This is a genomic window from Runella rosea (genome assembly GCF_003325355.1).
GTDB lineage: Bacteria > Bacteroidota > Bacteroidia > Cytophagales > Spirosomataceae > Runella > Runella rosea.
This window is the reverse complement of record NZ_CP030850.1, coordinates 1,050,672-1,073,383: the sequence shown is the minus strand read 5'-3', so window position 1 is coordinate 1,073,383 and position 22,712 is coordinate 1,050,672. Positions and strand designations below refer to the sequence as shown.

Annotated in this window: 23 protein-coding genes; 8 read left to right on the top strand and 15 right to left on the bottom strand. The window is 45.0% G+C overall.

Annotated features, from left to right (window positions below; translation table 11 throughout):
- The 3 genes from DR864_RS04615 to DR864_RS04605 are packed head-to-tail and all read left to right on the top strand — an operon-like array spanning position 1 to position 4,359.
- Positions 1 to 861 carry a DUF58 domain-containing protein gene (locus DR864_RS04615; RefSeq protein ID WP_114065854.1) on the top strand — a complete coding sequence of 287 codons (861 nt, stop codon included), beginning with the start codon at positions 1 to 3 and terminating at the stop codon, positions 859 to 861.
- A 58-nt stretch (positions 862 to 919) separates the two neighbouring features.
- Positions 920 to 2,140, top strand: a complete 1,221-nt coding sequence (locus DR864_RS04610; protein ID WP_114065853.1) for a BatA domain-containing protein — start codon at positions 920 to 922, stop codon at positions 2,138 to 2,140.
- The gene (locus DR864_RS04605) at positions 2,137 to 4,359 is read left to right on the top strand and encodes a hypothetical protein (RefSeq protein ID WP_114065852.1); all 2,223 of its coding nucleotides are present in this window, start codon (positions 2,137 to 2,139) and stop codon (positions 4,357 to 4,359) included. Before DR864_RS04610 ends, DR864_RS04605 begins: the two co-directional genes overlap by 4 nt.
- A gap of 54 nt (positions 4,360 to 4,413) precedes the next feature.
- Here DR864_RS04605 and DR864_RS04600 read toward each other — a convergent pair whose 3' ends face one another.
- The 5 genes from DR864_RS04600 to DR864_RS04580 all read right to left on the bottom strand — a co-directional run bounded on the left by DR864_RS04600 (position 4,414) and on the right by DR864_RS04580 (position 8,579).
- Positions 4,414 to 5,442 (bottom strand): cobalamin-independent methionine synthase II family protein, encoded by a 1,029-nt coding sequence (locus DR864_RS04600; RefSeq protein WP_114065851.1) that lies wholly within the window; start codon positions 5,440 to 5,442, stop codon positions 4,414 to 4,416.
- A gap of 73 nt (positions 5,443 to 5,515) precedes the next feature.
- The gene (locus DR864_RS04595) at positions 5,516 to 6,004 is read right to left on the bottom strand and encodes a GNAT family N-acetyltransferase (protein WP_114065850.1); all 489 of its coding nucleotides are present in this window, start codon (positions 6,002 to 6,004) and stop codon (positions 5,516 to 5,518) included.
- Positions 6,005 to 6,020: 16 nt separating this feature from the next.
- Positions 6,021 to 6,833 (bottom strand): sugar isomerase domain-containing protein, encoded by an 813-nt coding sequence (locus tag DR864_RS04590; RefSeq protein ID WP_114065849.1) that lies wholly within the window; start codon positions 6,831 to 6,833, stop codon positions 6,021 to 6,023.
- A gap of 52 nt (positions 6,834 to 6,885) precedes the next feature.
- Positions 6,886 to 7,779 carry an ROK family protein gene (locus DR864_RS04585; protein WP_114065848.1) on the bottom strand — a complete coding sequence of 298 codons (894 nt, stop codon included), beginning with the start codon at positions 7,777 to 7,779 and terminating at the stop codon, positions 6,886 to 6,888.
- A gap of 2 nt (positions 7,780 to 7,781) precedes the next feature.
- Positions 7,782 to 8,579, bottom strand: a complete 798-nt coding sequence (locus DR864_RS04580) for an SDR family NAD(P)-dependent oxidoreductase (RefSeq protein WP_114065847.1) — start codon at positions 8,577 to 8,579, stop codon at positions 7,782 to 7,784.
- Positions 8,580 to 8,714: 135 nt separating this feature from the next.
- Here DR864_RS04580 and DR864_RS04575 point away from each other — a divergent pair, with 135 nt between their 5' ends.
- From DR864_RS04575 to trxA, 4 genes are all read left to right on the top strand, one after another.
- The gene (locus DR864_RS04575) at positions 8,715 to 9,605 is read left to right on the top strand and encodes a PDDEXK family nuclease (RefSeq protein ID WP_114065846.1); all 891 of its coding nucleotides are present in this window, start codon (positions 8,715 to 8,717) and stop codon (positions 9,603 to 9,605) included.
- The gene (miaA, locus tag DR864_RS04570) at positions 9,602 to 10,525 is read left to right on the top strand and encodes a tRNA (adenosine(37)-N6)-dimethylallyltransferase MiaA (protein ID WP_114065845.1); all 924 of its coding nucleotides are present in this window, start codon (positions 9,602 to 9,604) and stop codon (positions 10,523 to 10,525) included. Before DR864_RS04575 ends, miaA begins: the two co-directional genes overlap by 4 nt.
- Positions 10,526 to 10,546: 21 nt before the next feature.
- On the top strand, positions 10,547 to 11,788 hold the full coding sequence (locus DR864_RS04565; protein ID WP_229599517.1) for a serine hydrolase domain-containing protein: 1,242 nt from the start codon (positions 10,547 to 10,549) through the stop codon (positions 11,786 to 11,788).
- Between the two features lie 119 nt (positions 11,789 to 11,907).
- Positions 11,908 to 12,243, top strand: a complete 336-nt coding sequence (gene trxA, locus DR864_RS04560) for a thioredoxin (protein WP_114065843.1) — start codon at positions 11,908 to 11,910, stop codon at positions 12,241 to 12,243.
- An 85-nt stretch (positions 12,244 to 12,328) separates the two neighbouring features.
- Here trxA and DR864_RS04555 read toward each other — a convergent pair whose 3' ends face one another.
- The 4 genes from DR864_RS04555 to trpS form a co-directional block, all read right to left on the bottom strand.
- A complete protein-coding gene (locus tag DR864_RS04555; protein WP_114065842.1) occupies positions 12,329 to 12,892 on the bottom strand; it encodes a 50S ribosomal protein L25/general stress protein Ctc in 564 nt (187 codons plus the stop codon).
- A gap of 56 nt (positions 12,893 to 12,948) precedes the next feature.
- Complete coding sequence (locus DR864_RS04550; RefSeq protein ID WP_114070147.1) at positions 12,949 to 13,893, bottom strand: ribose-phosphate pyrophosphokinase; 945 nt, start codon at positions 13,891 to 13,893, stop codon at positions 12,949 to 12,951.
- Between the two features lie 75 nt (positions 13,894 to 13,968).
- Positions 13,969 to 14,544 carry a phosphatase PAP2 family protein gene (locus DR864_RS04545; RefSeq protein WP_114065841.1) on the bottom strand — a complete coding sequence of 192 codons (576 nt, stop codon included), beginning with the start codon at positions 14,542 to 14,544 and terminating at the stop codon, positions 13,969 to 13,971.
- A 42-nt stretch (positions 14,545 to 14,586) separates the two neighbouring features.
- Entirely contained in the window at positions 14,587 to 15,564 is a 978-nt protein-coding gene (trpS, locus tag DR864_RS04540; protein ID WP_114065840.1) for a tryptophan--tRNA ligase, read from the bottom strand.
- Positions 15,565 to 15,638: 74 nt separating this feature from the next.
- Here trpS and DR864_RS04535 point away from each other — a divergent pair, with 74 nt between their 5' ends.
- Positions 15,639 to 16,319, top strand: a complete 681-nt coding sequence (locus tag DR864_RS04535) for a DUF2461 domain-containing protein (RefSeq protein ID WP_205319202.1) — start codon at positions 15,639 to 15,641, stop codon at positions 16,317 to 16,319.
- A gap of 63 nt (positions 16,320 to 16,382) precedes the next feature.
- Here DR864_RS04535 and DR864_RS04530 read toward each other — a convergent pair whose 3' ends face one another.
- The 6 genes from DR864_RS04530 to DR864_RS04505 form a co-directional block, all read right to left on the bottom strand.
- Positions 16,383 to 16,727: a DUF7678 domain-containing protein gene (locus DR864_RS04530; RefSeq protein WP_114065839.1), complete on the bottom strand. Its 345-nt coding sequence runs from the start codon at positions 16,725 to 16,727 to the stop codon at positions 16,383 to 16,385.
- A 253-nt stretch (positions 16,728 to 16,980) separates the two neighbouring features.
- Positions 16,981 to 17,262 (bottom strand): hypothetical protein, encoded by a 282-nt coding sequence (locus DR864_RS04525; protein ID WP_114065838.1) that lies wholly within the window; start codon positions 17,260 to 17,262, stop codon positions 16,981 to 16,983.
- A gap of 153 nt (positions 17,263 to 17,415) precedes the next feature.
- Positions 17,416 to 18,756, bottom strand: a complete 1,341-nt coding sequence (locus tag DR864_RS04520) for a hypothetical protein (RefSeq protein WP_114065837.1) — start codon at positions 18,754 to 18,756, stop codon at positions 17,416 to 17,418.
- Positions 18,757 to 18,898: 142 nt separating this feature from the next.
- Positions 18,899 to 19,759, bottom strand: coding sequence for a LytR/AlgR family response regulator transcription factor (locus DR864_RS04515; protein WP_114065836.1), 861 nt, complete (start codon positions 19,757 to 19,759; stop codon positions 18,899 to 18,901).
- Between the two features lie 89 nt (positions 19,760 to 19,848).
- Positions 19,849 to 20,601, bottom strand: a complete 753-nt coding sequence (locus tag DR864_RS04510; protein WP_205319260.1) for a succinate dehydrogenase/fumarate reductase iron-sulfur subunit — start codon at positions 20,599 to 20,601, stop codon at positions 19,849 to 19,851.
- Positions 20,602 to 20,704: 103 nt separating this feature from the next.
- A complete protein-coding gene (locus DR864_RS04505; protein WP_114065834.1) occupies positions 20,705 to 22,693 on the bottom strand; it encodes a fumarate reductase/succinate dehydrogenase flavoprotein subunit in 1,989 nt (662 codons plus the stop codon).
- Positions 22,694 to 22,712 lie beyond the last annotated feature (19 nt).

Here is a 22,712-nt window from a genome sequence, read left to right as displayed (position 1 = left end):
ATGCTCACTACCGAACTCATCAAACTCAATAACCTTCAAATCGCGGGGAAACTGGTCAGTGAAGAGCTGATGTTGGGGATACATGGCAGTAAACGATCGGGGATTGGGATTGAATTTGAGCAATATCGCCACTATGAACCCGGTGACGATCCTAAACGCATCGACTGGAAACTCTACGCCCGTACCCAAAAACATTTGGTACGAGAATCCGCCACGGAAAGTAATTTCCATATTCGGTTTGTATTGGACTTGTCGGGGTCGATGAATTATGCTGAAAAAAATATCAGCCGCCTAAATTATTGTAAGATTCTGCTGGCCTCGTTGGCGTATTTGGGGTACCGACAAAGTGACCAGATGAGTTTGTATGCCTTGCAAAATGGAGACTTAGAAACCCTCGTTCCCGCAGGAAAGCAGGCTTTTCAACGGATTTTGTACGAGTTAGAAAAAGCTGAAGCAGTTGGAACGTGGCAGAACGAACAGCCTAAATTTCCGCATTTTCAACAAAAACAAAAGGAGCTGTTCGTATTTGCGTCTGATTTCCTGCAGGTGAATGATGAATGGATGAAACTCATTCAGAGTGTAGCAAACCCGCGTCGCGAAATTCTTATTTTTCAAGTACTTGGCGCCGAAGAATTACATTTCAACCTAAATGGTTTTTATCGGTTCAAGGATTTGGAAACGGGAAAAGAAATGGAACTGGAAGCATCGACAATTAAAGAAGAAGTTCAAAAAAAAGCCGCCGTTTACTTGGCCGATTTAGACGAAGCCTTACAAATCCCGCACGTGCATTTGATTCGGACTACTTTGCACGAATCCATTGCGTCGGTGATTTCAGAGGCGTTGAGAATGAGAAAAGTTTGATGATAAATTTCTGAATTGTCCTGTCCTTTAGGGCAGGAAACATAAAAGAATAATATAAATGGAATTTTTAAACCCTTTGATGTTGTGGGGAAGTTTAGCGGTCGGAATTCCTATCGCCCTCCATTTTTGGCATCAGAAAAAGGGACAATTGCTCAATTGGGCTGCTACGCAGTGGCTGACGGAGAAGGACTTACAACCCTCACGAGGGATTCGGCTAGACAATATTTTGTTGTTGATAATCAGGTGTTTATTAGTATTGATGTTGGCTTTTTTATTAGCAAAACCTATCCTGCATTGGGCAACAGGCACTCAGAATCCTCAAAAAATCCACTTGGTACAACTGAATCCTTTGGTGGTTGACAATTATAAATTTGAACTAGAAGAAGCCCTCAAAAAAGGGGAAAAAATATATAAAATTGGGGCAACATTGGAGTCATTAAACGACATGGCCTCCCTAACCTATTCGGGGTCGATTCATCCGTTGGAATTACAAACGAGTATCAACAAGGTTCATGAATTGAATCGGGAAGTACAGACGAAGCAATTTGAGATTTATTTGGTTAATAGTCAGGTGTTAAGTCAAGTACCAAGCATCTATGTGCCGGGGACATTCACCCTACATTCCGTTGTGGATACGCTTCTAAATACAACCAAACCCTACTTGGAATTTGCCGGCAAACATAAGTTGTTTATTAATCAAGCCAATCAATTGACGGTTGCGGCGGTGTTACCTCCAAATGAAAAATTTGAAGCACAACCTCTATCCAACAATTTGGTAAATGTGTTGGTCGCTCTCCAAAATAAGACCGAAAAGCAGGCCATTCAGGCCGCGTTGAAAGCATTGACGGACGTGTACCAAATAGCGTTTTCGATTGACGAAAAATTAAAACTGCAAAAACAGTACGACTGGGTTTTTACGGATAGCAAACTACCGCCTGATGCGAAAGTCTTTTCAACCAAAACGCGTTTTATTTTTTCTAGTGAAAACCACATCCCGATAAATGGAGAGTGGAAAACGGCGCAATTTTCGGAGGAAATGCTTACAAATGGGCGGCTCCCCGAATGGTTGGGTGAAGTGTTGGTGAGTCATTTTCAACTGAATCCTTCTTCGAAATCATTAAGCAATCAGCAAATTAAAGCCTTGTTTAAAACGTTAGATACTAAAAGTCAACTCGCGGTGAATCAAGCAGAAGGGGTGCAGTTTTCAAAATGGATTTTTCTTTTTTTTATCATTATGTTGGGCATTGAACGTTGGTTAGCCATCCGAAAAAACGCATGAATCATCTCCGTAAAATCATCATTTGGGTAACTTACCAACTCTACGCTGGCGTGTTGCTGATGAGCGCATTGCTGGCGGGTTCGGCTTTTTTAGTGGTTTCGTTGGTCACATCCACGGTCGTGGTGCCTGCGCTTGCGGCTTTGGCGGTATTTGTGGTGACTGCGTACTGGAAAGGGCTTTTTCAAAGCAAGCGGACCGAGGCAATTCAATTCATTCATCAGAACCTTCACGACACCGAGTATAGCCTGCAATTGCTTGAAATAGAGCGGCCTAATGTCGCACAGCAATTACAATTGGAACGTTTAGCCGAAAAAATTCAAGGCCAAAAAACACCCCGTGTTTTACCATCTCACTTGTGGGTTTTTGTAACCCTGTTTTTGGTTTGTCTGGGTTTGAGGTTTGGATTGCCGTTGCTGAAAAAAGATAAATTTAAGGACCTAGTTGATGACGTAACAAAAGGACAAGTACTTGAAAATCAAGTTGTAGTCCCCTCGTTGGTTTCGGCCAAACTGATTGTTACACCGCCCGCGTATACCAAGTTACCCATTCGGGAAGGAACGGATTTGAACGCATCTTCCATCAGTGGTTCGGGGTTGATATGGCAAGTGTCGTTTAGTTATTCGCAAAATGTGGCGATTAAATTAACGAATAACCGAGGAGAAGAATTACCCTTTAAAAAAGTGGGGAATCAATTTGAATACCGCGACCAATTGTACAATTCAGGGTTGTACGGTATCAAGGCGTATTGGAAAGACTCATTGGTCTATCAATCAGACTATTATCGCCTAGAAGCAATTCCTGATTTGGCCCCCAAGATTGAACCTGCCTCCAAGGAATTATACCAATATCATTTCTTGAAAGACCCTAAAACCCTTCAGATTTCGGCCAAAATATCGGATGATTTTGCGGTCCAACAGGCGTTTATCGTGGCTACGGTAGCCAGAGGGTCGGGTGAAAATGTGAAATTCAGGGAAGTAAAACTGCCCATTAGTCAAGCTAATTTTAAGGAAACAAACATCGTCAAAAACATTGACCTAAAAGCCCTTAATTTTACACCGGGCGATGAGTTGTATTACTATTGGGCGGCGATTGATAACAAACGCCCTGAACCAAACTATTCAAAGTCAGACACTTATTTTGTCGTTTACAAAGATACTGCCAACGTGGAAGAATCAGAATTGGCGACCATGGCGATGAATATTTTGCCTGAATATTTTAGAAGTCAGCGGCAAATTATCATTGATACCGAGAAGCTGATTGCCAAACGAAAGAAAGCAACGGCCAAAGAATTTAACAGCACTTCTAACGAAATCGGATTTGACCAAAAAGCCCTTCGTTTGCGCTATGGACAATATTTGGGGGAAGAATTTGAGAATTCTATCGGTGGAGGAAATGCTTTGCCCAAAGACAATGACGGCGATGCCGTCGTGGGGTTTGCATTATTGCATGGTTTTGTACACGCCCATGATACGGGCGAACCTGGGGGCGAATCGGGCGGGAATTCGCATGAGGGGCATAATCATGGGGGAGGTGCAAAAAGCGAAACGGAAGAAAAAGACCCCGTAGCTTCGATTTTGGAAGAGTATGTTCACTCCCACGACGATGGGGAAGCCAATACGTTTTATGAACAATCAACGCGCTCGCTCTTGAAAATGGCGTTGGAACAAATGTGGCAGTCGGAACTGCATTTGCGGTTGTACGAGCCAGAAAAGGCCATTCCGTTTGAGAAAAAAGCCTTGGAATACTTGAAATCTGCGCAGCACCGGGCAAGGACCTTTGTCAAAAAAACAAGTTATGACCCGCCACCCATCAAAGAAAGTGAAAAGCGCCTGACGGGAGAATTGAAAAACTACAACGAAGCGTACAGGAGTGAAAAAAACTATTCAAAACAACAGGTCGAACGTTTGGTTTCGGAGGTGCTAGGGATTCTTGAGGAGTCTGAAAACCAAAAGATTAAAGGTTCTCAAAAACAAAAAGTACTCGAATTAGGTAATTTATTGACCTCAAAAGTGATGAATAGTCGGTTGTCAAACTGGTCGATTTTAAGTTCATTGCAGAAACTGGCAAACGATAAACCCCTCACCGAAACGGAGAAAAAAAACTTAGAAACAAAGCTTTATCAATTGATTGGCAGTTCGTTACCAGCCCGCGAAAATGCTGCGCCGTCTTCGTATGCAAGCGATAAAAAACTGGAGAAGGCTTTCTGGAAAAATCTGTAAATAAACCCTTTATCTTTTCCACGCAGCGAGTATGTAGCTGCGTGGAAAAGATTTTTATAGAGAGGCTCTTACCAACTTTGCCCCATCGCACATGGCTTTCAATTTTTGTTTGGTAGCCCAGCGGGCAGTTTGGCTCATGCCGCAGTCGGGTGCCACGGCGAGTTTGTCGGCAGGGACGTACGGCAACACCTTGCGGATGCGCTCTGCTACATCTTCGGCAGTTTCGATGTAGTAACTTTTTACATCAATGACGCCAACGGCAACGTCAAATTTCTCGGCGAAGCGCTCCAATAAATGTACATCCGTAAAGTTGAGTACCGTCATTTCGCTGTGGAGTTCGTCCACGGTCATGTCCAAAAAGCTAGGCAACATGGGCGCAATGGTTTTCTTGCCCACCGACCGGCCTTTGTAATTTCCAAAGCAAAGGTGCATTGAAAGGCGGGTTTTGCCCACGCCAGGGGCCACAGTGCGGTTAAAAATATCCACAAAACGCTGGGTATCTTCGCGGTACGCGTAGCAGCTCATGGAAGGTTCGTCGACGCAGATTTCGGGTACACCGAGCGCCACCAGGTCTTCAATTTCTTTGCGAACCAACGGTAAAATAGCTTCCGTTACTTCCCAACGGTCTTTGTACAGCCCTCCAGGATTGAGTCGCCCTGAAAGCGTATACGGACCTGGAATAGACATTTTGATGCGTTGCCCTTCGGGAGCGAGGCGTTTCAGTCGCTTGTATTCTTCCACTACTCCTAAGCCTTTGGGAGCGGTTAGTGGCTCAATGATGCTGTTTTTGCCCCTTTGGTCATGGGCGGGCGGGCCATATTTGCGGGTTTCGGTGCCGTCGTTGACAATCCCTTTGATAAAACCGTAAAAGGAAAGATTAAAGTCCAAACGCGTTTGTTCGCCGTCCGTGATTACGTCAAGCCCCGCGGCTACTTGGTCATGTACGGCCGCAATCACGGCATCGTCAATCATTTCGGCAATGTCGGCTGGGCCAAATTTGTCCAGATTCATACTGGCAAATTCGAGCCAGCCCGGAAAAGGCATTGAGCCAACTACGGTTGTTTTTATGGGGAGTGGTTGCATATTCTTTAGGGTTTTGATTAGAAAATAAAATCTTCGCGCGGTGGCGTTGTTGAACCGAAAAATGTGAAAGTTACTAATCTAGCCATTGATACATTACAAGTGCGTCCGTCAATCCTAATTCCTTGTGTTGAAAGGCTTTGGGCAATGTTCCAATGATTTCAAAACCACATTTTTGCCAAAGACGAACGGCAACGGTATTGGTCGAAATGACGCAATTAAACTGCATGGCTTTGAACCCGAGACTTCGGGCTTCTCCCAACGAATAACGGCACAACTGCTCCGCAATGCCCTGTCCGCGATAAGCTGGATGAACCATGTATCCCGCATTTACTACGTGGCTTCCTAGGTCGGGCTGATTGGCCTTTAGGAAAAAAGTACCTACAATTTGCCCTCCTTTTTCGGCAACGTACGTGTACTTTTCGGAATCAAACCAGAGGGCTATCATCTTTTCTCTGGAAGAATCTGGCGCGTACATGTAGGTGTCGCCCGCTCGAATGATAGGTTCTATAATTTCCCAAACGGTATCTTGGTCGCTTATTTCGGCTGGGCGTATGGTAACCATCAGTTGAATGGAAATTCTATTTAACTGTTTTATTTTCAGAGACATAGCTCTGGATTCCTACTTTCTCATACATTTTCGCAATGCGGTGAGCATGCTCGTCATAAGCACCTTCAAAAAGCTCTACCGCCCGTTGGGTGCCTACCACGGCGGCGGCGCTGAGTACTTTCGGGGGCTGCCCAGCTTCGGTCAGGAGGCGAGCGGTTTCAGCTTTCAGGCAGTTGATGAGTGTTGCGCCGCCCACGGTGCTGCCTGGAGCAACGGGCGTGTCGAGGTTGGGTACGTAAACCATGGCATCGCCAGCGGGTGCGCCAGTGTCGAGAACCAAATCGGCAAAATCTGTTAATTTCTTGCCATCTGCACGTTTGGAGGCACTCGCCGCCGAATGTAGGCTAGTTACCAACGCTACGACTTTGATGCCGCGCTGTTGAAAAATTTCGGCCATTTCTACGGGAACAATGTTGGTGCCCGAAGAGGAAATAACCAAGGCGGTATCGGTGTCTGAAAGGTCAAAATTGCGTAATATGCGCTCGGCAAATCCAGGTACATTCTCCAAAAACATCGCTTGCCGCTGTCCGTTGGCCCCTACGACGAGGTTATGAAACGTAAGGGAAAGTTCAACAATGGGATTAAATCCTGCAAATGAACCGTAACGCGGCCACATTTCTTCAACCATAATTCGGCTGTGTCCGCTGCCAAAAACATGGACCATTCGCCCCGCCAAAATAGAAGCCGCGAACCATTGCGCCGCCTGCTCAATCTGCGGTTGTTGCGCTTCAATGGTATCTAAAATACCGCGCGATTTATTGATAAAGTCTTGTATTACTGACATATAGAATTGTTTTGCAGAGACGCAATATTTTGTGCCTCTACCTGCTGATTTACTACGTGTTTTTGATTTTTGACATGGCAAAACCTGCGGCTCCGATGGCGCCCGCCATGTCGCCAAACTCGGCCTGAACGATGGGTGTTTTCTTCCCACCGGGTCGCCATTCATAAAAATCCATGAATTGTTTGAGAGGTTCAAACAGGGCATCGTCGGCAAAAGTGATTCCGCCCGCGAGTACAATCAATTCAGGAGAAAAAGCATTGACCAGCGAGCTGAGTGCCACGGCTAATTTTTGGAGGGATGAAAGCCAAACCAGCGTAGCCCAAGCGTCTCCTTTTCGGTAGGCTTCTACCAGCTCCCATGTCGATTCAAAACGCCCTTTGGAGCGTTTGGCAACGGAATAATTGCCGATAGCATATTCCAAACTGCCGGGCATTCCTACAATGCTGACTTCGTCGTCGGTGGCATTGAGCGACAAGTGCCCCAAATGTCCTGCCATTTGACTAAGGCCCTGATACAATTGCCCGTTGATGAGCAAGCCGCCGCCGATTCCCGTGCCGAGTGTCAATAAAACGACATTTTTGTGCCCTTTTGCCACGCCAAAGGTTGCTTCGGCCATCAATGCGGAATGGGCGTCGTTAAGGATATAACTGGTTTCGCCTAGGTAGTTGCTCCAAACAAAATTTTCCAATCCGTTCAGACGATTGGGTAGAAAAGCAATGCATTGATTCTTCTCATCTGGCAGGCCAGGTGCCGACATACCAATGGCCGCTACGGGTTCCTGCAACCAACTTTTGAGGTAAAGCACCATTTCCAACACATTTACGCGCCAAGTGGTGTCGCCATTGTCGTGCGTTGCCACGTAATGTTGTTTCAAAACGGTCCCATTTTCGTCAATGATGATTCCTTTTACGTTGGTGCCACCAAGATCTATTCCGATGATATACATAGTCAATATTGTCCTTCAGAAAGGGACCAGCCGCCGTCGACTGATAAAATTTGTCCCGTGGTAAATGTTGAATAATCGGACATAAAATACACCGCAGCCCCGTCTAAATCAGCGGGTTGTCCGTTGCGACCGCCGTCTAGCGGTTGTTTTGTTTTAACAAAATTGAGGATAACCTCATCTTTGGATGCGCGCTGACTCATGGGCGTTTCTACCAAAGCTGGGGCCAATACATTGATTCGAATGTTGTTTGGGGCGTAATAGGCAGCAATAGATTGAGAAAACCCGATAATGGCCGATTTGGTCGCGGCATAAGCGTGCGTGACAAAGTATTTGGGAGAAGGGGAGTAGCCAAGCACCGAGCCCATATTGAGGATACTTCCGCCCGTATTTTGTTTTAAAAACTGACGGATAGCCGCCTGATTGGAAAGCATCAGCGAGGTAAGGTTCAGTTCAAATGTTTTGTTCCAACCTTCCAACGACAGCTCGTGCAACGGCCCATCGCCGTATTTGCGCCCGCTGCCGCCTGCTACGTGGTACAATCCATCGAATCCACCGAAGGTTTGAATTCCTTTTTGAATGGCATTGTCGGCCGTATGTGGTTCAGTGGCGTCACCTTGGATGGCCGTGGCTCTTGTTTTTCCCAAGATTTTTTCGGCTTCGGTGCAGCTATCAGGATTTCTTCCGACCACCACCACGTTGGCGCCCTGTGCTACAAATGCCTTTGCCGCCGACAAGCCCAGCCCGGTGGTTCCCCCGATGATAATAATTGTTTTATTTTCAAGCCACTTATCCAAAACCATGTTATTTTTGTCATTAATCCCGACTTGTTTTGACCGATTTTTAGGGCTGATTTCGGGATAAAAATATCAACTTATTATAAAAAGTTGAAGAACGTTTTATCTAACGTATGTTCTTGAAAAATTAACCAATTTCCTTTGGAATCAACCCCGCCGTTTACCCGTGAAATAGCCGATTTTCTACGTACTTTGGCGGAGATAGAAGCACCGCCAGTTTCGATTGAAATGCCCTTTTCTTACTTGTTTTTCTCCACGCAACGCCTTATTATTCATTGCATTCCACTAAGTAAAGGCATAACTGCCACTTTGCCAGACACCTTCGTAAACGTATCTGATGCGTGGGCGGCTATGGGCATAAAAGTGATTCATATTTGGGAAGATGTGTGGCGGACAAAAAAAGAAGTCGTGCAATCCAGACTGAAGTCATTATTTGGGCGTTCGTATCGAATCCCAGCCCGCTTGACGGAAGTGCGCCGAATCGATAAGCCGTCGTTGGATGCCTTTCTAAAAATCAATCATTTGCAGGTTTCGACCACGGCGAAGTATAAGTACGGCCTTTTTTTACCACAACGTTATTTCAGGGTATTGGAAAAATGGGTTGAGAAACCTCACCTCTCACTGCACACGCCCGAACCGGCTTCGCTTCTTGTAGCGGTGGCATCCTTTAGTGGAGGAAAAAATATCCCTAGAAACTCACAAACATACCGTTCGTTTGAGTTGATTCGTTTTGCCAATGTATTGGATGCGACGGTTGTGGGTGGGCTGGATAAATTGTTAAAAGCGTTCATCAAAGAAGTGCATCCAGACGACATCATGACCTACGCCGACCGCGATTGGTCAAACGGACAAAGCTACGAAAGACTGGGTTTTGAACGGCTCGGGACAACGCCCCCTCAGGCTTTTTTTGTTAATCCTGAAACCTTTGTGCGAGAATACGCAACGCCTGAAAATAAGCTTGAAAATGCGGTAAAAGTTTATAATTCGGGCAATATAAAGTATTTGCTTGACCTCCTAAAGAATCCAAAATGAAGCCAATAATTGTCATTCTCGGGCCCACGGCCTGCGGCAAAACCCACTTGGCAACGCAGTTGGCGTATGCCTTGGAGGGGGAAATTATCAGTGCCGATTCGCGTCAGGTTTACAAAGGAATGGATATCGGAACGGGGAAGGATTTAAAAGAGTATGTGGTTTATAATCAGCGGATACCGTATCATCTGATTGATGTGTTAGAGGCGGGTGAAATGTACAATGTTCATCGTTTTCAACAGGATTGTTATGAAGCAATTGCGGAGATTGAGGCTAGAAATCGACTGCCAATTATTTGTGGTGGAACAGGGTTGTACATCGAAGCGGTGTTGAAAGAACATCAGTTTACGGCGATACCCATTGATGAAGAATTTCGCGAAAAACTTCTGCAATTATCGGACGAAGAATTGCGGGAATATTTTAAAAATACGCCCTCTGAGTACGCCCATTTGGCGGATACGTCCACCCGAAAACGCCTCATTCGGGCCATCGAAATTGCGGTTTTTCTCACCCATCATCCCTTTCCTAATTCATCAAATACGAAGGGAGTTCTTCCTGATTATCATTTATTTGGACTTTCGCTGCCCGTAGAGGAGCGGCGGGCCCGCATTACCCGACGCCTACATGAACGATTGCAAAATGGAATGATTGATGAAGTACAGGCGCTGTTAAAACGGGGTATTTCGGCCGAGCAATTGATTTATTATGGATTGGAATATAAATTTATTACCCAATATCTCCTTGGTTTGTTAGATTATGGTACGATGGTTGAGCGTTTAAATGTAGCGATTCACCAATTTGCCAAACGACAGATGACTTTTTTTAGAAAAATGGAACGGGATGGTTTGGTCATTCATTGGTTGGATGCACATTTGCCCACGGAAGAATTAATAAGAGAGATAAAATCAACGGCAGAATTGTAAAAATCTATGGATAACAGCAACATGAAAAAAGCTAGAACACTTTTTCAATCACTCATCGTCGTCGTTGTGACGATTTCGCTTGGCCTTCACAGCTGTCGGGAAACAGAGCCCGAGCCATCGACGGCAACTTTAGCCGATTTGTTTGCCCAAAAATTGGAAGATACGCTTCAAAATAGGGGAGTTGGCTACGCTTTTACCATTTATGAGGGAACAGAATTAAAGGCACAAGGAAGTGGAGGGTTTCAATCCCGCACGGCAGACCTAGGAGGGCAAAAGGACTTTACACCCGATACAAAGCTGCACATTGCCAGCATGACCAAGACGATTACGGCAATGGCTTTTTTGAAGCTAGCTGCCCAAAAAGGATTGAAAACCAGTGATTTAATTGCACCTTATTTGCCCCCATCCTGGAAGCTAGGGGCTGGTGTTGATAAAATTACTTTTGGCGACTTACTAACCCATAAAAGCGGAATCAGGGGGCTAAGTAGCTCGTGCCTGAACGGTGCTTACGGTGAAAATATATACACTGGTCTAAAAAGTTTGATGGCATTGGGGGTAACTTCGCGGGGAAATTACTGCTACCAAAATGCTAATTTTGGGCTGTTTAGGATATTAATTCCCCGCATTTTGGGCTATGCTTTTACGGGGAATGACGCCACCGACGATGCCCAAACCCAACAGCGTTATTTGGCTTTTTTACAGCAGGAAATTTTTGAAAAAGCAGGTGTTCAAAATGCCATCGCGGCTTTTCCCGCCAATAATCCCACTTACACCTACAACTTCCCGCTTACCGCCGACCAAAGAGGCTGGAATCCTGGTGGTTTCGGGCCAGTACTCGGTGGTTATGGCATGTACCTAACTGCGACCGAAGCGGGTAAAATCTACGCAGCGGCATTATCGTCGGGTACCAATGAAGTGCTTGCCACAGCCTTGGCTGATTCATTGATAGTGAACAACTTAGGTTGTTATAAAGCCACCTCAAATCTTGGTACGATGGTCTATCATGATGGTTGGTGGTACGAAGCGCTTACTCCTGCGGGACGTGGACTTCGTACAATATGGGTTAAATTTCCCAATAACCTTACCTGTGTGTTGTTTGTGAATGCCCTTCAATACAAAAATAGTTCATTACTTTTTCCGTTTAACGACGGCAATATTGTGGGGTTTGTTTACAATGCCTACGCCAAAGCGTTACAGGGGCGCGGGGCGCGGGTGAGTGCGGAATCCGCATCGCTTTCCATAGAGCATCCCGAACCCCATTAGGCTATTGTAGGAAGATTGTCGATTTTAAAGTTTGGGAACTTTTGCCGGGGGCAAAATGGTTTCTTCACTAAATACAATCATTCACTAATCGTACCGGCGACCCGGTCATCAATAATAAAATGGGAAAGGCAGTCGAAATTACAGACGCAAACTTTGGCGACTTGGTCGCAGGTTCAGATAAGCCAGTTTTGGTAGATTTTTGGGCAGAATGGTGCGGACCTTGCCGCATGGTTGGCCCAGTAGTAGAAAAACTTGCAGAAGCTTATGAAGGACAGGCAGTTATCGGAAAAGTAGATGTTGACATGAACCCGGAAACAGCCATGAAATTTGGTATTCGTAGCATTCCAACTTTGTTGTTTTTCAAAAATGGAGAGGTGGTAGACCGCGTAGTAGGAGCTGTACCACAGGTAGTGTTGGAAGACAAATTGAAAGCTCAATTGCCCGTAACTGCCTAATTTGCCGTACAAAATTCTGGTATATAAAAGAGAAGCCCCGCAATTTGCGGGGCTTCTTGTCTATTAGCCATTTTATGGGGAAAGCTTACTTCAACGTACCGCGCAATGCACGTGGGATTTCAACACCCGCGATTGGTAGCGAAGCATTGTTTACGATTTTAAATCCTTCTACTTTTAAGTGACCTACTTTTACTGATTTTCCTAAATCAAGATCACCTACTGGTACATCAACGAAATCAGGGATGTTTTTTGCCAACCCGATTACTTTGATTTTACGTAATTTCTGTACCAATTTACCCCCTTTGGTTACCCCAACGGCAGTTCCTGTAAAACGGACTGGTACTTCAATTTTGATTTCTTTTTCATCGTCAATGGCCAAAAAGTCGGCGTGAAGGATGATATCACTCACTGGGTGATACTGAACATCCTGCAAAATTCCGTAATGAATTTCACCTTCGATGTTTAACGTCACTTTGTAAACGTTAGGAGAGAAAAGAAGTTCACGGAAGAGGTACATAGGTGCCGCAAAGTGCACTTGTTCCGCTCCACCGTACAATACACATGGAACCATTGCCTGAAGGCGTAGTTCGCGTGCTTCTTTCTTGCCGAGATTCGCTCTTTTAAACCCTACAATCTCTGTACTTTTCATAATTTTTGTATTTAAAATAGTTTGAAAATAGCTAATGAATCACTCATTAACCCCTGCTAGGCAGGATTTATAAACAATGAACTAATAGATTCGTGGTCACGGATACGGCCGATGGCTTTGGCAAATAATTCTGACACCGACAATACCTTAATTTTTTCATTTTCTTCGCGCAATGGAATGGTATCCGTCACAATCAGTTCTTGCAACATCGACGTACGAATACGTTCATGTGCGGGGCCTGACATCACTGGGTGGGTACAAATGGCCCGTACCGACTTTGCTCCTTTGCTCATAACGAGTTCGGCCGCTTTGCAAATGGTGCCTCCTGTATCAATCAAATCATCAATGAAAACCACGTTGGCGTCTTTTACATCACCGATTACCTGCATTGAGGCTACTTCGTTGGCTCTTTTACGGTATTTGTCGCAAAGGATAATGTCGGCGTTAAAAAACTTCGCAAAGTTTCGGGCGCGGGCGGCACCACCAACGTCGGGAGAAGCCACCACCAAATTGTCTAGCTCTAGACTCTTGATGTAAGGCACAAATACGCTGGTACCTTCTAGGTGTACCACTGGAATGTCAAAAAATCCTTGAATAGCCCCCGCGTGTAAATCAAGCGTCATGATTTGCTCGGCTCCAGCAGCGGTGAGCAAATTTGCCACCAATTTGGCAGCAATCGGCACCCTTGGTTTGTCTTTGCGATCCTGACGAGCGTATCCGAAATAAGGAATAACCGCCGTAATTTTGTGAGCGGATGCCCGCTTGACGGCGTCTATCATCAACAATAATTCCATGAAATTTTCGGAAGAATTAAAGGTTGATTGGATCAAGTAAACGTCGCATCCTCGAATGGATTCTTCGAAGCTGGGTGACATTTCACCGTCACTGAATTTACGTAAATTATAGCCGCCTAAGTCTCTCCCGTAATGACGGGCAACCTTTTCTGCCAAATAATTTGACTGCGAACCAGAGAATATTTTTATCGGATTAAATGAGGCCATGCCCTGAAAAAATTTGCGCAAAGGTACGGATTTTTCTTTTACTGAATTCATGATTGGGAAGTTTTTTGAAGAATCTTACACAGGGTTTTTTCGTAACCTTAGGATTCTTTCAACACTTTTGACCGCAATCCACGCCGCCGCTGCTCCGATGCATGCCCCCACAGCTACATCAAACGGATAATGAACGCCTACATAAATACGGCTGTAGGAGACCGCCGCTGCCCAAGGAAAGAAGAACCAAGTGATCCAAGGGTGCTTTTTTCCTACCAGTAAATACAGCGCCATTGCTAGCCCAAAGCTATTGGCGGCGTGGGAGGAGGCAAATCCATACCTACCCCCGCAATCTTCAACTACTAAGTGGAGTTTGTCTTGTAAGTACAAAACATGGCACGGCCGTAAGCGTTCAAAAAAGGGCTTGAGCAAGCCCGAGGCCGTTTGGTCGGCAATAATAATGGTAAGAATCAGCGCGCCAATCATCCCTGCTGCACGTTGGTTATACTTCCAAATGAGCCAAATAATCAGCAGGGCGTACAGGGGTATCCACGTATTTCGCTGTGTTACCCAATACATAATCGTATCTGCCCAATGGGTATGTAACCCATTGAGCGTTAAAAATAGATGAGTGTCGATTTCCTGAATTTGATGGAGCATGTAGATTCTCCTCCTGTTTGTGGGAAGCTGGGTTAGCGTGAGTTAAGATAAACCAATTTTCTCGCGAACATCAGCTATTTTTTTTGCCGCAACGGCGCGGGCTTTTTCTTCGCCTTCCTGCAATTTTTGCTCCAAAGCAGCGGGGTTTTCGTGGTAATAATAATTGAAAAGTTCACGCTCTTTCCCAAAGCGACTGTTTAGTGCTTCAAACAAAGCCTGTTTGGCGTGCCCGTAGCCGTAGCCTCCTTTGAGATAATTCTGACGCATTGTTTCGATGTCAGATTCGCTGGCAATGAGAGAAAAAAGCTTGAAAGTAATGTCGTTTTCGGGGTCTTTGGGAGCCTCAAGTGGCGTAGAATCCGAAATAATTTTCTTGGTTATTTTTTGTAATTCTTTTTCTGGCAAGAAAATGTCGATGTAATTCCCGTACGATTTACTCATTTTTTGACCGTCAATTCCAGGGATCACCATCATTCGCTCATCAATGCGGGCTTCGGGTACCACGAAGGTTTCGCCGTAGGTGCGATTGAAGTTTTCGGCCATGTCGCGGGTCATTTCGAGGTGTTGCTTCTGGTCTTTTCCAACGGGCACAAAATGAGCGTCGTACAACAATATATCGGCAGCCATCAACACCGGATAGACAAACAGGCCCGCGTTGACATCTGCCAACCGGTCTGCCTTGTCTTTGAACGAGTGGGCATTGGCCAGCATGGGGTAAGGCGTAATGCACGAAAGGTACCATGTCAGTTCAGTATGGTAGGCGGCTACCCGCGATTGGCGATAAAAAACCACTTTTTGCGTGTCCAGTCCGCACGCCAACCACGCCGCTGCCACGGCCCGGATATTATCCTTGAGGGTGTTGGCATCTTTGAGGGTGGTTAAGGAATGCAAATCGGCAATGAACAAAAATGACTCATTTCCGGTCTGTTCGGAAAGTTGAATGGCGGGCAAAATAGCGCCCAAAATATTGCCAAGGTGCGGTTTGCCGCTGCTTTGAATACCCGTTAAAATTCGTGACATTTTTTGTAGTTTACAGTACTTCTTCCTGCGAAGCGGTGCAAAATTGCTATTTTTAAGGCAAAATACGAAATCTTATGCTGACGCAGTCAACCTTACATTTTTTAAAAGACTTAGCCGAAAACAATAACCGTGATTGGTTTGCCGAAAACCGTAAACGTTATGAAACCTCAAAAAAAGACCTTGAACAGTTGGTGGCCACTGTGTTGAAAGGATTGAGTGAATTTGAATCATTGCCCAACACGGAAGTAAAGGACTGTATTTTTCGTATCAATCGCGACATCCGTTTTTCCAAAGATAAATCGCCTTATAAACAATGGTTTAGTGCGGCCATCGGGCCAGGTGGGCGTCATTCGGGCCGTACCGATTTTTACCTGCATATTCAGCCAGGGGAATCCTTTTTAGGGGCGGGAATGTGGGCACCCACACCTAAGCACTTGGCCAAATTTAGGCAGGAAATTGACTTTAACCCACAAGGTCTGAAAAGTATCATTGAAGCCCCCGAATTCCGTGATTATTTTCCCGAAATTTGGGGAGAATCCCTTCAGCGTTCCCCAAAAGGATACCCCGAAGACCACCCAGACATTGATCTGTTGAAACGGAAGCAATTATTTTTTATGCATAAATATTCCGATGCGGAAGTGATGTCGTCAGGATTTGCCGCTGAGATTGTAAAGGGCTGCCGTCTTATCAAGCCGTATTGTGAGTTTCTGAATTATTTATTTTTTGACGAGCAGGAAGAAACCTTTGAATTATAACTATTTTCGGGTAAATCTCATTTTCAAAAAAAGCCGCTCTTACAGCGGCTTTTTTTGAAAATACTAATTGTATAATTTTAAAATCCGCATAATATGCGGCACTAGCTCTTTTGAAGGGGCGAGCTGCCATTCGCGGTCATAATTGGCAACACTGCCATTGGCCATTCCTTTTTCGCCCTCCCAAATTCGGAGTTTCCAGATTCTTCCGTTGTTTATTCCCAGTTTGGAAGATTTAGGGAGGACATTTACCTCAAATCTGTATTTTGCAATCTTTCCGCCATGCCAATTCATGGCCTCAATGAGGGACTGCTCGGCTTTTAGATGAATTAAATAGTCATTGTCAATTTCGGAATGTAAGACATAGTCCTGCTCATCTCGTGAGTCTGCGAAATAATGAATAGTATCCATAAAAAACAATATTTATATTGGGTAGGGTAAATTAATGCATAAATGTATGCTAAATATCCCTAAAAGTGTAGTGCGGGAATTAAAATGGGATGTATTTTTTTGCGTCTATTTTTAAATAATATAATTTAAAGATTTATTATGATTTTTTTGCTGGAATTTTGGGGGATTTGTATCTAGATTGAGCGTTTTGGGATACCATACTGATTCTGATGAGAAAAGACTTTCGATGGCTCTAAATGGAAATAATTTGCCATTAATAGACCAGAATGCCGATACCTTTGACTTGTGATTCGTAGATGTTCTCAAGGATTGTTGAATAGTGGGGATTTACTCTTCTTTCGTTAATAAACCAAGCCGTACTGATGCTGAAGGGATTTTCATATATTTTACGGATAATTCTGGAAGCAGAAAAGTCATTTACGGTGCAGACAACTTTTATTGCTTCTTTTTGAAAGCGCTCGTGCCGGACGATGTGTAGGTCAAAATTTATCTTAGGTAAATTTCTTTGCGCTATATCAAATAGTTCTTCGAGCATCAATTTCCAGTATTTAGTACAATATACTACTAATTCACAAGAATTAGTAGATTTATAAAGAACACTTTTGAAATAAACGATTTACTGATGTGCCAAAATCGTATAAATTATTTTTTTAGCGACTAAATCAGGGTCGGTTTTGTTGAGGTAAATTTATCCTTTCAGTGCTTTGTTTCTACCCACAAACCACACGAACTGAATGAAATTGAACTCCAATTGGTCAAACATTACTTTTTTACCTTCTGCTTTTAAATGTAGGTTGGGGGTATAGCGAAGATTGGTACGTAAAAGCCAGGTTTCGGCCCGGGTAATCCGAATATCCCAACCGAAAATGACGCCAAGGGCCATTTTTTTTGCTTTAAAAGTTTGAACACTGCCACCGTCGGTATCGGTAAAGGATAAAGCTTCGTAGGCGAGCGTCGGGCCTACGTAGGGAACAAAACCGTGGTAGTCGCCCAAAAATTTGTACATTTCGAAGGTGTATGAACGACGTTCGTAGTTTAGTTTAACATCGTACCCGTTCGAACCGTAACGCAGTTTACGGTAAGATACTCCCACGTTCATATCGGTTTTGTGAATATACCTACCAGCGGCGATGTCAGGCATCAGTGTTCCGGGGCTTGATTGTTTCAAAAACGGGTATTTTTCTTTGACGTATTCAGATTTGCTGAGTTCAAACGAGCTTGAAGGTCCAATGCCGAAGTACCAGCTATCTAACCGATTTTTGGCCCTCAATTTACGTATTCCAGCTTTCATGTAGCGCTCTCCTCCTTTTGAAGCTAATCCTCCGTTTGAATTAATCCAATAACTCAACCCAATGTTGAATGACCAGGGCGATAGTTTTAAGTTACCGTATTCCGTACGGGAAATGGGGTATTGATAATCGGTGTTCTTCTGATAGTTAATACCCGCCTGAAACAGTACTTTGGGGCGCGCATAGACCAAGCCTGCCTGAAAGGGGAATTTAATTTTTGCGACCGAAGGAACTGTTTTGTACGTTTTGTTCGGCTCGTTGGAAATCTGGGCAAAACTTATGCCTTTGAGCGACATTCCTACAAAAGGGCGTAATTTTCCTTCTTGTATTGGCATAGGAAATACCCGGAAGCCCGTTTCTACCCCTTCAGTATAAGAGATATTTTGAAGTTCTGCAGGAACTCGATTGCCCAATTTTGCCACTGGAATTGCGATGTAAAAATCTGCATATCCCCAGAAGTGTGTACCGCCAAGTATGATGCGGGGGGAGGTGGTTCCGCTAAAATCCACTGAATTTAATCCGCCTTGTGCGGCGTATTGGGTTGAGCCTCCTGTGGTGGAAAAAGCATCAATTCCAAAATATGATTTTGCAAAAGAGGTCCTTATTTTCAACCGTTCAACGGTGGTGTCTTTTTCGGCGGTTTGGGCATGTAGTGGCAAATAAGATAAGAGTAATGAAAAGAGGAAAAACAATTGGAAAGGGTTGTTGCTGATTGCTGCACGATACAATAGGACTTTCATACGGAATGCGTGTTTGTGTTTTGACTGACACAAACCTAGGGGCCTAAAAATAACGTTACAAAAAAAAGGGATAATAGCCCCTGATTTGGGAAGAATGACCCTTTTTGGGGTTAATTGGCCTTTTTTGGGATGAATGACAAGGCTATTTTCTGAAATAGTTGGCAACTAAGTCGGTATATCGACGCGCCACGGGCAGGGGACTGTCCCAGTTGTGAAGCTCTAATTTATAGCCTTGGGCGTTGCCAGAAATTTTATTAACCTGCCTCAAATTGATGATGAATGAGCGATGACAACGTATCACATCTCCGTGAGAAATTTGTTCTTCAAGGCGGCTCAGGCTACTTCTTATCAATACTTTTTGATGTTTTTGACTTTGCCAAAATACGACTTCAGAGTAATTGTTGGCCGACTCAATAAACAGCAATTCATCGACTGCTACCGTCAGCGAATCTTTCTCATTTTCGGCAATGAGGGTAATGGTTGAACCCAGCACATTGGTCTTTTCTGGAACTTCGTTTTCATTTTTTACCCTCAACGATTCCGTGGCATATTTTCGTAACAGTCGGCTGTGGTTAAGCAGGGTAATCACCGTGGTAGGAATTGCACCAATCGACATTGTAATGCCAAGCCATAATAAAAAGCCGCTCAGAGAGAAAGTATTGTTGAACATCCATTGGCTGTAGAGCAGGTTTCCAGCGGCTATAACAGTTAAAATAAACAGGATTCCGACAATTTCTCTGCCAATCGTCCAGTGGCTTTCCGACGTCCAATCTCGGAATAAACGAGGAATAATTAAACTGATGCCTGCTAGACAGACAAACGTGACACCTCCGTAACCTGCTAGAATAGACAGCTTATACGGGTCGTGCCACCCAGCAGAGCCGAAGGGTTGAAAAAGAATAAGAAAAACGGCAATAAAAGTACCCGTGCCCGCAGAGGTCAGAAACCAGTTTCTTGTCAGAAGGGTATTGAGTGGGTAGGGTTGTGAAAAATAGGATAACATGGTTGAAAAATCCCATAAAAAAGCGTCTGCCGATTTTGAATGGGCTAACCCAAACCGGCAGACGCTTTATGGAGGTTGTTTTATTGCAATTAAACGCGTTCCGAAGTCAGCTTCGCGCCTAAATATTCGCGGTTGAGACGGGCAATGTGTTCGAGTGAAATCTCTTTAGGACATTCAGCAGCGCAAGCACCCGTGTTGGTACATGAGCCAAATCCTTCTTCATCCATCTGAGCGACCATGCGTTCAACGCGCAACTTACGTTCTGGCTGACCTTGTGGTAATAGAGACAGTTGAGAAACCTTCGCCGATACGAATAGCATGGCCGAAGCGTTTTTGCAGGCAGCAACGCACGCTCCGCAACCGATACAAGCAGCGGCTTCAAATGCTTCATCAGCGCGGTCTTTCGGAATTGGAATACTGTTGGCATCCTGGGCATTACCAGTATTGACCGAAATGTACCCACCAGCCGATTGAATGCGGTCAAAGGCCGAACGGTCAACCACTAGATCTTTAATGACCGGGAATGCTTTGGCGCGCCACGGCTCAACCACGATAGTATCGCCGTCGTTGAAACTGCGCATGTGAAGCTGACAGGTTGTTACGGCACCTTTAGGGCCGTGCGGACGACCGTTGATGTACATTGAGCACATACCACAAATACCTTCTCGGCAGTCATGGTCAAAAGCAACTGGCTCCTGTCCTTCATTGATAAGTTGTTCGTTTAGTACATCGAACATTTCCAAGAACGACATGTCGGGGGAGATACCCGTCAATTGATAGGTCGCGATTCGACCCGAATCTTTTTTATTTTTCTGACGCCACACTTTGAGGGTCAGATTCATATTTCCTGCTGACATCTTTTTTGGGGATAATTATTGTCATCCTGAAAGCATCTAAAAATAGCATTGATTGTACTTTTAGACCCTTTCAGGGTGACAAAGGTTATTATTTGTAACTCCGCTGCGCGATTTTGATGTTATCGTATATCAAATCCTCTTTATGAAGCTCCCAGGCGCTTTCGCCTTTGTGCTCCCACGCCGATACAAACATGTAGTTTTCATCGTCGCGAAGGGCTTCTCCTTCTTCGGTTTGATATTCTTCACGGAAGTGCCCACCACATGATTCGTTACGGTTGAGCGCATCGGTACACATCAATTCGCCCAGTTCGATGAAGTCAGCCACGCGGCCAGCTTTATCAAGCTCGGGGTTGAATTCGTCGGCACCACCCATTACTTTCACATCCGACCAGAACTCTTTTTTCAACGCTTGAATTTCTTTGATGGCTTCTTTCAAACCTGCCTCGTTACGGGCCATTCCGCATTTATCCCACATGATTTTGCCGAGGCGTTTGTGGAATACTTCAGGGGACGTTTTCCCTTTGATAGAAAGCAATTTATTGATGCGCTCTTTAACTTTGTTTTCTGCTTCTACAAATTCTGCCTGATCAGTAGAAATATGCGTAGTGCGGATTTCGTTGGCGAGATATGAGCCGATTGTGTAAGGAATAACGAAATAACCATCAGCCAAGCCTTGCATCAATGCACTGGCTCCAAGGCGGTTGGCACCGTGGTCAGAGAAGTTGGCTTCTCCAAGGGCGTACAGGCCTGGAACCGTCGTCATCAAGTTATAATCGACCCACAGACCACCCATGGTGTAGTGTACTGCGGGATAAATACGCATCGGTACTTCGTAAGGGTCTTCGCCTGTAATCTGCTTGTACATGTCAAACAGGTTACCGTATTTTTCTTTTACTACAGCTTTGCCGAGTTCAGTGATTTGTTCGGGAGTGGCGTCATGAAGGTTAAGTTTGTTTACTTCTCCTTTGCCGTAGCGTTCGATGGCCGCTGCATAATCAAGATAGACCGCCATTTTGGAGGTTCCTACACCGTAACCTGCGTCGCAACGCTCTTTGGCGGCACGCGAAGCGATGTCACGTGGAACGAGGTTCCCGAAGGCAGGATAACGGCGCTCAAGGTAATAATCCCGCTCTTCTTCTGGAATTTGATTGGCAGGACGCGTGTCATTTTGTTTTTTCGGAACCCAAATCCGTCCGTCATTCCGCAGCGACTCCGACATGAGGGTCAGTTTAGACTGATGGTCGCCAGAAACTGGTATACAGGTTGGGTGAATTTGTGTAAAGCAAGGATTACCGAAAAATGCCCCTTTCTTGTGCGCTTTCCAAGCCGCCGTAACGTTGGAACCCATTGCGTTGGTCGAAAGGTAAAAAACGTTTCCGTATCCACCACTGCAAAGGAGTACTGCATGAGCAGAATGACGCTCGGTTTCGCCAGTAACCAAGTTACGGGCAATGATTCCACGACATTTGCCGTCAATCACCACTACGTCGAGCATTTCATGACGGGTGTACATTTTGACAGCGCCTAAACCCACCTGACGCTGAAGGCCTGAATAAGCGCCCAACAACAATTGCTGTCCGGTTTGTCCAGCCGCGTAGAATGTACGTTGCACCTGCGTTCCTCCAAAAGAACGGTTTGAAAGCAAACCGCCGTACTCACGGGCAAAAGGAACCCCCTGCGCAACGCATTGGTCAATGATACCCGCCGACACTTCTGCCAAACGGTACACATTGCTTTCGCGGGCGCGGTAGTCGCCTCCTTTAATCGTATCATAAAATAAACGATAGGTTGAGTCACCGTCGTTTTGGTAATTTTTAGCGGCATTGATTCCCCCCTGTGCCGCAATAGAGTGTGCACGACGGGCTGAATCCTGAAAACAAAAAGCTTTTACTGAATACCCCAGCTCGGCCAGAGTAGCAGCCGCCGAAGCTCCTGCCAGACCCGTTCCTACTACGATAATTTCCAGTTTTCGCTTGTTAGCCGGGTTGACGAGCGGAACGGTGGAACGGTATTTTGTCCACTTGGTTTCCAACGGCCCGTCGGGAATTTTGGCGTTCAATTTGGGTGAGGTTGCCATATAAAAGTGAATTGTGAAT

Coding starts and splice junctions, on each gene's coding strand:
- miaA (WP_114065845.1), top strand. CDS start 9,602: ATGAAGCCAATAATTGTCATTCTCGGGCCCACGGCCTGCGGCAAAACC.
- DR864_RS04600 (WP_114065851.1), bottom strand. CDS start 5,442: ATGCAACCACTCCCCATAAAAACAACCGTAGTTGGCTCAATGCCTTTT.
- DR864_RS04515 (WP_114065836.1), bottom strand. CDS start 19,759: ATGTTATCCTATTTTTCACAACCCTACCCACTCAATACCCTTCTGACA.
- trpS (WP_114065840.1), bottom strand. CDS start 15,564: ATGTCACGAATTTTAACGGGTATTCAAAGCAGCGGCAAACCGCACCTT.
- DR864_RS04605 (WP_114065852.1), top strand. CDS start 2,137: ATGAATCATCTCCGTAAAATCATCATTTGGGTAACTTACCAACTCTAC.
- DR864_RS04555 (WP_114065842.1), bottom strand. CDS start 12,892: ATGAAAAGTACAGAGATTGTAGGGTTTAAAAGAGCGAATCTCGGCAAG.
- DR864_RS04525 (WP_114065838.1), bottom strand. CDS start 17,262: ATGCTCGAAGAACTATTTGATATAGCGCAAAGAAATTTACCTAAGATA.
- DR864_RS04565 (WP_229599517.1), top strand. CDS start 10,547: ATGAAAAAAGCTAGAACACTTTTTCAATCACTCATCGTCGTCGTTGTG.
- DR864_RS04530 (WP_114065839.1), bottom strand. CDS start 16,727: ATGGATACTATTCATTATTTCGCAGACTCACGAGATGAGCAGGACTAT.
- DR864_RS04615 (WP_114065854.1), top strand. CDS start 1: ATGCTCACTACCGAACTCATCAAACTCAATAACCTTCAAATCGCGGGG.
- DR864_RS04590 (WP_114065849.1), bottom strand. CDS start 6,833: ATGTCAGTAATACAAGACTTTATCAATAAATCGCGCGGTATTTTAGAT.
- trxA (WP_114065843.1), top strand. CDS start 11,908: ATGGGAAAGGCAGTCGAAATTACAGACGCAAACTTTGGCGACTTGGTC.
- DR864_RS04585 (WP_114065848.1), bottom strand. CDS start 7,779: ATGTATATCATCGGAATAGATCTTGGTGGCACCAACGTAAAAGGAATC.
- DR864_RS04610 (WP_114065853.1), top strand. CDS start 920: ATGGAATTTTTAAACCCTTTGATGTTGTGGGGAAGTTTAGCGGTCGGA.
- DR864_RS04545 (WP_114065841.1), bottom strand. CDS start 14,544: ATGCTCCATCAAATTCAGGAAATCGACACTCATCTATTTTTAACGCTC.
- DR864_RS04580 (WP_114065847.1), bottom strand. CDS start 8,579: ATGGTTTTGGATAAGTGGCTTGAAAATAAAACAATTATTATCATCGGG.
- DR864_RS04595 (WP_114065850.1), bottom strand. CDS start 6,004: ATGGTTACCATACGCCCAGCCGAAATAAGCGACCAAGATACCGTTTGG.
- DR864_RS04520 (WP_114065837.1), bottom strand. CDS start 18,756: ATGAAAGTCCTATTGTATCGTGCAGCAATCAGCAACAACCCTTTCCAA.
- DR864_RS04505 (WP_114065834.1), bottom strand. CDS start 22,693: ATGGCAACCTCACCCAAATTGAACGCCAAAATTCCCGACGGGCCGTTG.
- DR864_RS04550 (WP_114070147.1), bottom strand. CDS start 13,893: ATGGCCTCATTTAATCCGATAAAAATATTCTCTGGTTCGCAGTCAAAT.
- DR864_RS04535 (WP_205319202.1), top strand. CDS start 15,639: ATGCTGACGCAGTCAACCTTACATTTTTTAAAAGACTTAGCCGAAAAC.
- DR864_RS04510 (WP_205319260.1), bottom strand. CDS start 20,601: ATGAATCTGACCCTCAAAGTGTGGCGTCAGAAAAATAAAAAAGATTCG.